The organism is Pseudoxanthomonas sp. 3HH-4, from assembly GCF_006716465.1.
Lineage (GTDB): Bacteria > Pseudomonadota > Gammaproteobacteria > Xanthomonadales > Xanthomonadaceae > Pseudoxanthomonas_A.
The window spans coordinates 310,436-322,766 of the sequence record NZ_VFPB01000001.1; the positions used below are offsets into that span (position 1 = coordinate 310,436).

Consider the following 12,331-nt stretch of genomic DNA (forward strand, 5'->3'; position numbering starts at 1 on the left):
GATGCTGCGCGAGGACTACCGGACTCCACTGGAACAACGCTTGGCGCATCGCAGCGACAGAGTAGTGGCCGCGTATTGCAGCGTTCTTTCATCCAGGAGATTCCGCATGCCCGTTCGACCCCATCCGCTCAAGCCGAGCCATCTCGCCGCCGCCATCGTGCTGGGACTCGCCCTTCCCGCGGTAGGCCTCGCACAGGATGCAGCACCCGCCCAGGAAGGCGCTGCGCGCACTCTGGACACCGTCACCGTCACCGGGTCGCGCATCAAGCGGACCGACGTGGAAGCCGCGCTGCCCGTCACCATCATCCAGAAGGCGGAGATCGAGGCGCAGGGCATCACCTCGGCGGAACAGCTGCTGCAGTTCCTCAACATCGCCAGCAACGGCTCGGACAGTCTTGCCTCGAACGCGGGCATCGCGCCGGCGGATCTGCGCGGCAACAATGGAGTTTCCGGCGCAAACCTGCGTGGCCAAGGTGCGGACGCCACGCTGGTGTTGCTGAATGGCCGGCGCGTCGCCACCCACGGCTTGCGTGGCCAGGCGGTGGACCTGAATTCCATTCCCTTCGCCGCCATCGACCGTGTCGAGGTGCTGCGGGATGGCGCGTCCGCTGTCTACGGCACCGATGCCATCGGCGGCGTCATCAATTTCATCACTCGCAGCGACTATCAAGGCATCACGGTCAATGCCGGGTTCGACATGACCCAGGAAGGTGGCGGCAACATCTTCACCTACAGCGTGCTGGGTGGCATGGGGGACATCGACACCGACGGCTGGAATGTCTGGGGCACGATGAACTATCGAGAGAACGAGATCCTGCTTGGCAGTGATCGTGACTTCTCCAATACCTTCCAACCCAACCGTGGCCTGTCACCCGACACACGCGGCACGCCGTTCGCCACCGTGACCAATGTGGCCGGCGGCCTGATCACAGGTTCGTTGGCCGATCCTGACGGCGGTGGCGATCAGGCTCTGATCAACATCCTCAACCTGCCGGGTGCGGCGGGCTGCGAAGCCGGCGGCGACATGATGGGCCCGTACGCCTATCGGTTGTGGGGCGTAGCGAACTCCAAGTACGCATGCGCCTGGGACTACCCGGCTGCACAGGTGATGCAACAGCCACAGGAAAGCCTCCAGGCCCTGGGCCGGGCCACTTTCAAGATCAGTGACAACCACCGTTTCTACGCCGAGGCGATGGCGTCGCGTTCGGAATCCAACCGCCAGTTCGAAGCGCAGCAGATCACGTCCAGCACATCGACGGCAGCCTCTGCGTTGGGGCCCAGCACCTGGTATCCGATGAATGCGAATACGCAGGCCACGTATGACATGATCTACAACGCGCTGGCCAGCTACTTCGGCCCAGCCAACCTCGTCTACGGCAACCCGATCCCCTATCGCTGGCGCTGCGAGATCTGCGGACCGCGCCAGATCGAGACCACCACCAAGGCATACCGTTTCCTGGTGGGAGTCGACGGCACCTTGGGCAGCTGGGACTACGACATCGGCCTGTCGCGCGCCTCCAGCGAGGCCGAGTCGGTGCTGGGCACCGGCTATTACTTCACTCCGGCTTTCAAGGCGGTGCTGGGCAGCGGCCTGCTCAATCCCTTCCTGATGCCCGGCCAGCAGCACGATCCGGCGGGCGTGGCAGCGTTGCAGGCCGCGTCGGCAGCGGGCGTCCGCCTGTACGGCGGCGAGTCCACGGTCACGACGCTGGATGCGGCGTTCTCTGGTGGACTGGGGTTCAACCTCTGGGGCGGTGAGGTGATGGCGGCGGTCGGCGTGGACCTGCGTCGCGAGGAGTTCGAGTTCGGCTCGACCGCGGACGGCATCGTGCTGGACAACAGCTACATCTTCGGCGCGCCGTTCGACGCGACCAACAACCTGCCCAAGGTGCAGCGCGACGTGAAGGCGGTCTATGCGGAAGCCTTCCTGCCGGTACTGGACAGTCTGGAAGTGAGCGTGGCCGTGCGCCGCGATGATTACGACGGCTTCGGCAGCACGGTCAATCCGAAGTTCTCGTTCAAGTGGCAGCCGATCGATTCGCTGGCCTTCCGTGGCGCCATCAGCGAGGGCTTCAAGGTGCCCGAGTTCACCAAGCTGTTCAGCGGCGTGACCGAAAGCCCGTATACCGGCTTCGACCTGGCCGACCCGGCAACGTGTCCTGGCGGTGCAGCGAATCCCGCAGTGCCGGGCTGCGAAGCGATCCAGCCCGCCATCTTCACGGGCGGCAAGGCCGACCTGCAGCCGGAAACGTCCGACCAGAAGAGCTTCGGCGTGGTGTTCGCGCCCAATGATCGCTTCAACATCAGCCTGGACTGGTGGGAGATCGAGCGCACCAACACCATCCGCACGCCCAACCAGGCGACCCTGATCGCCAACTACGATCTCTTCGTCGACAACTGGATCCGCGACGCCAGCGGCGAAGTGGTGGCGATCGACCGCCGCTTCATCAACTCGGGCGGCACGCTGATCAGCGGTGTGGAAGTGGACGCCAACCTGACCGGCGAACTGGCCGGCGGCACGTGGCGGGTCAACCTCAATGGCAGTTACATCGACAGTTTCCAGGAGAAGGCGCTGGAGAGCTCGCCCTACGGTGGCAATCTAGTGGGCAAGTACGTCCGCTACTACAGCCTGCCGCTGAAGTGGAAGCACACGCTTGGCTTCAGTTGGGCGAGGGGCGACTGGTCGCATACGCTGACCCAGATTTACCGCGACGGCTACAAGGACGAGTTGCCGGTCAGCGTGAGGAACGGCAGCTACATTCCGGAAGATTGGAATCCGGATGTGGACGACTACATCACCTACAACTACAGCGTGGGCTGGACCGGTCTGGAGAATGCCAAGTTCACCCTCGTCGTGCGCAACCTGCTCAACGAAGATCCTCCGTTCACCGCGCACCAGAACGACTTCGCTTCCGGCGCCGCTTGGGAGCCGCGTGTCGCCGATCCACGCGGTCGTTCGTTCGCATTGATGGTCGAGTACAAGTTCGACTGACCTGATCCGCCATCGGACCGCCTGAAGGTTCGGGCCGTCGCCGGCTTTCCGGTGGCGGCCCGCCTGCATGCGGGATGCCTCGCCTGCGATTCCGCGGAGTCCTGAGTCACGCCATGAAACATCTCCTCGTCTGTCTCGCCCTGGTCGCGCCGCTCGTGCATGCCGCGCCCGGCAACGAAACCTTCGATGCGGCAGTGGAGCAGACTTTCGAGCACTACCGGTTGCCTGGCTTGGCGGTAGGGGTCATCGAAGACGGCGAGATCGTCTACACGCGCACGCTGGGCGAGGTACGCGCTGGCGGCGGTGAGAAGATCGACAATGACACGCTGTTCAAGATCGCCTCCAACAGCAAGGCCATGACGGCCGGCGTGCTGGCGCGCCTGGTCGACGCGGGCAAGCTGAAGTGGGACGACCCGGTCACGAAGTACCTGCCGCAGTTCCGCATGCACGACCCGTGGGTCACGCAACAGATGCAGGTGCGCGACCTGCTGATCCACAACAGCGGCCTGGGCTTGGGTGCGGGCGACCTGATGCTGTGGCCGGAGCCCAACCAGTTCACTCGCGCGGACATCATCGCCGGTTTGGCGCACCTGAAGCCGACGCACAGCTTCCGCGCCAACTACGCTTACGACAACCTGCTCTACGTCGTCGCCGGAGAGGTCGCGGCCGCGGCGGGCGGCGCCCCTTACGAAGAACTGCTGAAGCGGGAGCTGTTCCAGCCGCTCGGCATGCGCCGGTGCCAGGTGGGCGAGTGGAACCGTGCGCAGGTCGGCAACGTGGCGCAACCGCACATGCGCACCGCGCAGGGCAATCGCGTCATCCGCGAAGACGCCGAGGTGGTGCCGGATCTCACCTCGATGGCGGCCGGCGGCATCCGCTGCAGCCTCGACGACATGCTGGTGTGGATGGATATGTGGCTGTCACCGGAGCGCACCCCGGCGTGGTTGTCGCCCGCGCAGCGCAAGGCCGTGTGGACCGCGCACATGCCGATGCCGGTGAACGCGCGCATGCGTGCCTGGGACAACAGCCATTTCTCCGCTTACGGCTACGGCTGGCGCCTGTCCGATGTCGATGGGATCTGGAAGGTCGCGCATACCGGAACGCTGGCGGGCATGTATTCGTCGGTGATCCTGCTGCCGGACCAGCGCACCGGCATCGTCATCCTGATCAATGGCGAAGGCGAGGCCGCGCGGACGGTGCTGGGACAGGTGCTCACCAAGCATTTCACCGCGCCAGGGACATCGCCCACCGTCGCGCACTATGCGGCGCTGCTGGACAAGGAGCGCACCGGTGAGCGGGCCACCAGGCCCAAGCCCGACACGGGGCATCGCACGCGCGCAACGGTGCGCGCGATGGCGCCGTGGATGGGACATTACCGCGACCCATGGTTCGGTGAGGTGACCTTGTGTGCGACAGGCGACCGCGTGCGCTTTTCCGCGGCGCGCTCGCCCATGCTCACGGGTACCGTGATGCGGGTGGACGAGCGCTGGCTGGTGGATTGGGATGAAGACAGCGTGGATGCCGAGCCTTGGCTCCACTTCACCCCAGCCCAGGCCGGCAGCGATGCCGGACTTAAACTGTCGCACGTCGACCCCGAAGCAGACTTCAGCTACGACTATGCCGATCTCGATTTCCACCGCACGCAGGCTTGCCGCTGACGTGCGAGGCATGGTGCTGCTCCTGTTGAGTACGCTTCCGTTGCTCGGCGCCTGCGCTTCCGCGCCGGGCGTGCAGGTGTCCACGGCGCAGGAAGCGGCGCAGGCTGACCTGGTCGATGCGGCGACGGTCGTGCCCGGTCTGCAGCAGGAAATCCGCTATGCAGGCAAGGACAATTTCGTGGGCGCGCCGGTCGCCGGTTACGAGGCGCCCAAGTGCCTGCTGCTGGCACCGGTCGCACGGGCGCTCGCCCGCGTGCAGCAGGACGTGCAGCGCGAAGGCTTGTCGCTGAAGGTGTTCGACTGCTATCGCCCGGTACGCGCGGTGAAGCACTTCGTCGCCTGGGCACGTGACTCCGCCGACCAGCGCACCAAAGCGGCGTATTACCCGAACCTGGACAAGGCGCATCTGCTGGATGGCTACATTGCCGAAACCTCCGGGCACAGCCGGGGCGCGACGCTGGATCTGACGCTCGTGCGCTGCAGCGGCGACGCGTGTACGGAACTGGACATGGGTACGCCGTTCGACTTCTTCGATCCGCGCGCCAATACCGCGCATCCGCAACTGGACGACGAGCAGCGACGCAACCGCGACCAATTGCTGCAGGCGATGGCGCGGCATGGGTTCCATAATTATCCGATGGAATGGTGGCACTTCACCTTCCGCCCCGAACCCTCCCCCAAGACCGCATACGACGTCCCGATCCGATGAGTGCTTCCCCTTCCTCCACGCCACCGCGGACCACCGATGTCGCGGTGATCGGCAGCGGCATTGTCGGCCTGTCGACGGCCCACCACCTCCTCGATCGCGGACTGTCGTGCACGCTGATCGATGCGAAGGGGCCGGCTGGCGAAACATCGTTCGGCAATGCGGGCTCCATCTCCGTCGGCAACGTGATGCCGCAGTCCACGCCCGGCATCGTCATGAAGGCGCTGCGGATGCTCGCCAATCCGTTGGCGCCATTGAAGCTCGATTGGGGCGTCAGCCCTAGTTACGCGCGCTGGCTGCTGCAGTTCCTCGACCAGGGCAGGATGGAGCACGTGCTGCCGATCATCGATGCGTTGAGTGCGATCAATACCGCCTCGCGCTCGGCGTGGCTCGAACTCGGTGAGCGGATCCGCGCACAGGACCTCATCGCGCACACCGGCTACCTGCACGTCTACAGCGAGGAAGCCAGCTTCGCGAAGGGCGAATGGGAACGTGGCCTGATGCGTGACCGGGGCGTGGCATTCGACGTCCTGGACGCCGGCCAGCTGCGCGAGCTCGAACCCGGCATCGGCACGGCCTTCCAGCGGGCGGTCTTCCAGCGCGAATCGCTGGCGATGCGCGATCCCGGCGACTTCTGCCGCCGCCTCTTCAATCACCTGAGCGCGCGTGGCGCGACGCCGCTGATCGCCAGCGTCTCGGCGATCCTGCGCCAGGACGGCGGCTATCGCCTCGACACCGATCATGGTGCGGTGCATGCCGGCCGCGTGGTGGTGGCCGCGGGTGCCTGGAGCAACGCCCTGCTGCGTCCGTTCGGGGTGAAGATCCCGGTGATTCCCGCACGGGGATATCACCTGATGTATCCGCAGAAGGATGTCATCGTGCGTCGGCCCACACTGTGGGCGGAGCGCTACATGGTGGTGTCGCCCATGCAGTCCGGCATCCGCATGACCAGCATCAAGGAGTTGACGGCACTGGGCCGAGACCCGCATTACCACCTGATCCGCCGGCTCGACCCGGAGGCACGGAAGCTGTTCCCGGGCATTACGGCCGAACCGGTATCGGAATGGGCGGGCAATCGGCCATGTACGCCGGATTCGCTGCCGATCATCGATCGGGTGCCGGGCGAGGACATCTTCGTCGCCACCGGGCATGGCCATCTCGGCCTGACGCAGGGTCCGATCACGGGGCGGCTGCTCGATCAGATGATGGCGGGCGAAGCGACCGAGATTCCGATGACGCCCTACGGGCTGGCACGGTTCGGCTGAGTTTTGCTTCTGCTTTCTGTAGGAGCGACGTGAGTCGCGACCGCACGGGCTGAATGTCGAGTCATTGGATCAGGACCGGAGTGCCCGGCCGGTGCGCCTTCTGTTTGCGCATCCATTACCCGGCCCATGTCTGAATGTCTTCCGGTTCGCGGTCGCGACTGACGTCGCTCCGACATAAGCAAAAGAAGCGACTACGCGCCGCCGCCAAACCCCGCTTGTCGCCATGCCTCGAACACGACGACGGCGACCGTGTTGGACAGGTTGAGGCTGCGGTTGTCGGGGCGCATCGGCAGGCGCAGGCGCTGCCGTTCGGGCAGGTCGTCCAGCAGGTCCTGCGGCAGGCCGCGGGTCTCGGGGCCGAACAGGAACGCATCGCCGGGCTGATAGGCGGGCTGGTCGTAACGGAGGGCGCCGCGGGTGCTCAGTGCGAACAGACGCGTGGGCCGAATCCGCTGCAGGGCCGCTTCCAGCGAAGCGTGGACCTGCAACGTGGCGTATTCGTGGTAGTCCAGGCCGGCGCGCTTGAGCTGCTTGTCTTCCAATGCGAACCCGAGCGGTTCGATCAGGTGCAGCCGCGCGCCGGTGTTCGCGCAGAGGCGGATGACGTTGCCGGTATTCGGGGGAATTTCCGGCTGGTACAGCAGGACATCGATGTCCAGAGTGTCGATCATGGCGCGCATTCTACGCGGCGCTGCATGGCCTCACGGGCATGTGGTGCGGTGGAACTCCGGCGGCTGCCGGCTTGCGTGGAAACGCAGGTGGAACGGGAGTGTTGCCTGCGTATCAGCGCGAAGCCAGCTGGCCGGCCAGCACACCCGCCTGTACCGCGATCTGCTGCATGTCTTCGGCGGACGGACGGACGGTGACCACCGGCATATCGACCACGCGCACTGCCTGCTGGGCAACGAAGTGGGCCAGGTCTTCAGCGCTGGGCTTCACGGTGATCGTGGCCAGGTCGACGATCTTGGTGTCCTTGTAGGTCAGGTAGTGGGCCAGGTCGGCCGCATCGGGTTTCACCGTGACGGCGGGCAGGTTGACGATGTGGGTGGCTTCGGCGGTGTTGCCGTTGTTGTCGGCGTGGGTGGCGGAAACGACCATGGACCCGGCGCACAGGGCGAACACGGCGGCAGCGGTCAGCGGGAGGAGGTTCTTGGTGTTCATTGTCATGCCTCTGTAGTGATGTTGTTGTGTGGTGTGGTAGTAAGGTAGTACACCTAGACGGACAGGGCAAGCAAAACCGTTCGTTTTGGTGAGTTGATTCAGGATTCAGTCAGGTTGAGGTCGGACAGCGGAAGGCTTGTTATGGGTAAAGCAGAAACCGTGCCAATCGCAAGTTGTTGATCCAATAGGCTTTTGGCTTCTGTCCTGCGTGTCCGGTGTCCGAGTGCATGTCCGCCCAGGTGTCCGTCCTGCATGCAACAAGACGCGCCAGGGTGTGCGTTGTGACTGCGAACACGCCGCTTCGGCCCGATCCCGGTCAATGCGGTGTGTTCTGGTTTGGATGCCGTTCAACCACGAACCGTTGCGGTCCACTGGCGCCGGCGCAGCCGGCATTCAGCTTTACCAGGGCAGCGAAGCGCCCTGCCAGTCGAGGAAGCGGCCGCTGTCCTCTGCTCCGAGGTGGTCGATCACGTGGAGCAGCCCTGCGGCGGATTCCTGCACTGACAGCGCGGCGTTGTCGCCCCCCATGTCGGTACGGACCCAGCCCGGATGCAGGGCGACGACCGTGATGCCGCGTGCGGCCAGGGCCTGCGACAGCAGCGAGGTGGTCATGTTCTGCGCGGCCTTGCCGATGGCATAGCTCGGGGTGCGGAATTCCTGTCGAAGGCCGATCGATCCGACCTCGGACGAAATATTGGCCACCACGCCGCCCTCGGCCAGGCGTGCGGCCAGCGTCTGCACCAGCAGGAACGGGCCGGCGGCGTTGGTATGGAAGCTGGCATCGAGATCGGCAGCGGTCACGTGGCCGAAACGCTCGCAGCCGCGCAGCACGCCGGCATTGTTCACCAGCAGGTGCAGGGGTTCTTCATCGGTGACCAGCGACACCTCGTGGAGCAGCTGGTTGCGGCTGCGGGCGTCGGCAACGTCGAGCGGCAGCACATGCAGGCGGCCGGGGTACTCGCCCGCCAGGCTGTTGAGCGCAGTGGCCTTGCCGGGCTGCCGGCAGGTCGCGATGACGTGGCAGTGGCGGGCCAGCAGCTGCCGGACAAGTTCCAGGCCCAGGCCTCGGTTGGCCCCGGTCACCAGGCAGTGCTTGCGGTCCATGGCACCTCCGCACAACAGGATTGGCGGGCCGCGGCGAGGCGGCGGATGGGCCATTCGTCATGGCTTGTGGCCTAGTGTAATGACCGCGGGCGGCGGTTAGCATCGGGGTTCTCCAGGCCCATTCAGTATTCAAAGGAGTGTCCGATGCACCTTTCCCGCCGGCCCCGCGCCGCCCTGCTCGCCATCGCCCTGTCCGCCGCGCTCGGGGGACTGGCCTACGCGCCGGCGTCGACGCATGCGAAGCCGGCGGGCGCAGACGTCGTGATTCCTTATGAAGAGTTCACCCTGCCGAACGGCCTGCGCGTGATCGTGCACACCGACCGCAAGGCGCCGATCGTGGCGGTGAATGTCTGGTACCACGTGGGCAGCAAGAACGAGACCCCGGGCCGCACCGGCTTCGCGCACCTGTTCGAGCACCTGATGTTCCAGGGCAGCGAGAACCATGACGGCGAGTTCTTCACCCCGTTCGAGTTGGTCGGCGCCACCGACCAGAACGGCACCACCAACCAGGACCGCACCAACTATTTCCAGAACGTGCCCACCACTGCCGTGGACATGGCGTTGTGGATGGAATCCGACCGCATGGGCCACCTGCTGGGCGCGATCGACCAGAAGGCGCTCGACGAGCAGCGCGGCGTGGTGCAGAACGAGAAGCGCCAAGGCGAGAACCAGCCCTATGGCCGCCGCATCTTCGCGCGCATGTTCGAGGCGCTGTACCCGGCCGGGCATCCCTACAGCTGGCAGACCATCGGCTCCATGGCCGACCTGGACGCCGCCACGCTGGACGACGTGAAGACCTGGTTCCGCAGCTGGTACGGCCCCAACAACGCCGTGCTGGTGCTGGCCGGCGACATCGACGTGGCCACCGCCAAGGAGAAGGTGACCCGTTACTTCGGCGACATCCCGGCCAGCGCCACACTGGCGGACATGAAAACCAACATCCCCAAGCACGCTAAGGACACCCGCGAGACGATTCCCGACCGCGTGCCGCAAGTGCGCGTCTACCGCGCCTGGCCGGTGGCGGAAATGGGCACGAAGGACGCCACCCTGCTGGACCTGTTCGCGCAGGTGCTGGGCGGCAGCGCGGCCTCGCGCTTCGACACCCGCCTGGTGCACGGCGACAAGATCGCCGACCAGGCCAGTGCCTTCCAGTGGAGCAGCGAGATCAGCAGCACGTTCTTCCTCATGTCCACCGTGAAGGAAGGCGTGGAGCCGGCCAAGGTCGAACAGGCCCTGGACGAGGAACTCAAGCGTCTGGTCACCCAGGGCCCGACGGCCGAGGAACTGGAGCGCGCCAAGGTCTCCGGACGCGCGGCGTTCGTGCGCGGCATCGAGCGCATCGGCGGTTTCGGCGGCAAGTCCGACGTGCTGGCCTCGTGCGCCGTCTACCAGGGCACGCCGGATTGCTACAAGGAAGACTTGGACATCCTCGCCAACGCCACGCCGGCGGAAGTGCAGGCCGTGGCCAGGAAATGGCTGACGGGGGCCTCGCATACCATCCTCGTGCAGCCCAGCGAGACGCCCGCCTCGGCCCTGCCGGAGACTGTGTTCGCCGCGCCCGCCACGCAGCCGGCCGCCACGCCCAAGGTCGACCCGAAGTTCAAGACGGTGAAGACCGACGTGGACCGCAGCCAGGGCGTGCCTAAGACCGCGACTTTCCCGGACCTGAAATTCCCGGCCGTGCAGCGCGCCACCCTGTCCAACGGCATGCAGGTCGCGCTGGCCGAGCGGCATGAAACGCCGGTGGTGCAGATCAGTGTCGAGTTCCCCGGCGGTTACGCCGCCGATGTCGGCAAGAAGCTGGGCACCGCCAGCTTCGCGCTGCAGATGATGGACGAAGGCGCGGGCGAGTACGGCGCGCTGGACTTCGCTGCACGCAAGGAGGCGCTTGGCGCGGAACTGACCACGGGCGCTGGCCTGGACAGTGCGTCGGTGGGCCTGTCGGCACTGACCGAAAAGCTGGACCCGTCGCTGGACCTGCTCGCTGACGTGCTGCGTCGCCCGACCTTCGCCCCGGCCGAGATCGAGCGCGTGCGCGCCACCTGGATCGCCGGCATCAAGCAGGAGAAGGCGCGTCCGCAGACCGCCGCGCTGCGCACGTTGCCGCCGCTGCTGTATGGCACCGGCCATCCATATGCCATCCCGTTCACCGGCTCGGGCACGGAGGCATCGATCGCCTCGCTGACCCGCGACGACCTGGTTGCCTTCCATCGTGACTGGCTGCAGCCGGACCAGGCCCGCATCACCGTGGTCGGTGACACCACGCTGGCGCAGATCGTGCCGTTGCTGGAAGCCCGTCTGGGCGACTGGAAGGCCGCACCGAACGCACCGAAGCTGGCGGCCGTGCCGAAGGTGACCAACGCCACCAAGCCGCGCGTGTTCCTGATCGACCAGCCGGGTGCCATCCAGTCCAACGTCTACGCGGCCCAGCTGGTGCCGCCTACCGGCGATGCCGGCACCATCGACTTCGATTTCGCCAACGGCGTGCTGGGCGGGCAGTTCAGCTCCCGCCTCAACATGAACCTGCGCGAGGACAAGCACTGGGCCTATGGCTCTTACAGCGGTGCCCGCAATGCGCTCGGCCAGCGTCCCTGGTGGGCCAGCGCCGCCGTGCAGAGCGACCGCACCGCCGATTCGATGAAGGAGCTGCAGAAGGAGATCAGCCAGTTCGCCAGTGGCCAGGCCCCTGCCAAGCCGGACGAGATCACCAAGATTCGCGCGGCCAACACGCTGGAACTGCCGGGCGCGTACGAAACCGCGTCCGCCGTGCTCGGACAGATCGCCACCAACCAGCGTTATGGCCGGCCCGACGACTACATCGTCCAGTACAAGGCCCGCAACGAAGCGATCGGCGCGGCCGATGTCGCCAAGGCGGCGTCCACCCTGTCGACGTCCGCACTGACCTGGGTGGTGGTGGGTGACCTGTCCAAGGTCGGGGAATCGGTCCGCGCGCTGCAGCTGGGCGAGGCGGTGGAACTGGGTGCCGACGGTAAACCGAAGCCGTAAGGCCCGGAAGGCACCGCTCCTCCGCGCGGGGAGCGGTGCACGTGCCCGGAGCGATTCATCCCGCGTGGGCCAGAATGGCCGCGACTCACACTTCAAGGTGACTTCGATGCGACTCGCCCTTCTTGCCGCCGCTTCCACCGTGCTGCTGTCCGCCTGCACCTGGGTGCACCTGGCACCCACTGCCCGGGATGTCCGCGTGGTCGGCGCGGGCGCCGTTCCCGCCGGCTGCGAGAAGCGCGGTGAGGTATCGGTATCGGTCAAGGACAGCGTGGCGTTCTATGAACGCAACGCCCTGCGCGTGCGTGACGAGCTGGAAACCCTGGCCCGTAACGAGGCGCCGGGCCTTCAGGCCGACACCCTGCAACCCCTGGGCGATCCGGCCAACGGCGAGCAGCGTTTCGCCGCGTTCCGCTGCGGTCGATGAAATGTGACGTGCGTC

The 12,331-nt window shown here is 66.0% G+C and carries 9 protein-coding genes; 6 read left to right on the forward strand and 3 right to left on the reverse strand.

The annotated features are described in order from the left end of the window. The first annotated feature begins 106 nt into the window (after positions 1-106). From FB548_RS01400 to FB548_RS01415, 4 genes are all read left to right on the forward strand, one after another. Positions 107-2,992, forward strand: coding sequence for a TonB-dependent receptor (locus tag FB548_RS01400; RefSeq protein ID WP_142122986.1), 2,886 nt, complete (start codon positions 107-109; stop codon positions 2,990-2,992). A 113-nt stretch (positions 2,993-3,105) separates the two neighbouring features. After that, the gene (locus FB548_RS01405) at positions 3,106-4,650 is read left to right on the forward strand and encodes a serine hydrolase (protein ID WP_142122987.1); all 1,545 of its coding nucleotides are present in this window, start codon (positions 3,106-3,108) and stop codon (positions 4,648-4,650) included. A gap of 10 nt (positions 4,651-4,660) precedes the next feature. Further along, positions 4,661-5,359, forward strand: coding sequence for a M15 family metallopeptidase (locus FB548_RS01410; protein WP_255470271.1), 699 nt, complete (start codon positions 4,661-4,663; stop codon positions 5,357-5,359). Next, positions 5,356-6,621 carry an FAD-dependent oxidoreductase gene (locus FB548_RS01415; protein ID WP_185741930.1) on the forward strand — a complete coding sequence of 422 codons (1,266 nt, stop codon included), beginning with the start codon at positions 5,356-5,358 and terminating at the stop codon, positions 6,619-6,621. The genes FB548_RS01410 and FB548_RS01415 overlap by 4 nt, the downstream gene beginning before the upstream one ends. 191 nt (positions 6,622-6,812) lie before the next feature. Here the strand turns inward: FB548_RS01415 and trmL are convergent, their stop codons facing one another. The 3 genes from trmL to FB548_RS01430 all read right to left on the reverse strand — a co-directional run bounded on the left by trmL (position 6,813) and on the right by FB548_RS01430 (position 8,886). Continuing rightward, positions 6,813-7,292 (reverse strand): tRNA (uridine(34)/cytosine(34)/5-carboxymethylaminomethyluridine(34)-2'-O)-methyltransferase TrmL, encoded by a 480-nt coding sequence (trmL, locus tag FB548_RS01420; protein WP_142122990.1) that lies wholly within the window; start codon positions 7,290-7,292, stop codon positions 6,813-6,815. 112 nt (positions 7,293-7,404) lie between these two features. Next, positions 7,405-7,782 (reverse strand): hypothetical protein, encoded by a 378-nt coding sequence (locus FB548_RS01425; RefSeq protein ID WP_142122991.1) that lies wholly within the window; start codon positions 7,780-7,782, stop codon positions 7,405-7,407. Positions 7,783-8,181: 399 nt separating this feature from the next. Further along, entirely contained in the window at positions 8,182-8,886 is a 705-nt protein-coding gene (locus FB548_RS01430) for an SDR family oxidoreductase (RefSeq protein ID WP_142122992.1), read from the reverse strand. A 144-nt stretch (positions 8,887-9,030) separates the two neighbouring features. On the opposite strand from FB548_RS01430, the gene FB548_RS01435 reads away from it, so the two are divergent. Then, the gene (locus FB548_RS01435; protein WP_142122993.1) at positions 9,031-11,892 is read left to right on the forward strand and encodes a pitrilysin family protein; all 2,862 of its coding nucleotides are present in this window, start codon (positions 9,031-9,033) and stop codon (positions 11,890-11,892) included. 106 nt (positions 11,893-11,998) lie between these two features. Then, a complete protein-coding gene (locus FB548_RS01440; RefSeq protein ID WP_142122994.1) occupies positions 11,999-12,316 on the forward strand; it encodes a DUF4156 domain-containing protein in 318 nt (105 codons plus the stop codon). The last annotated feature ends 15 nt before the right edge of the window (positions 12,317-12,331 follow it).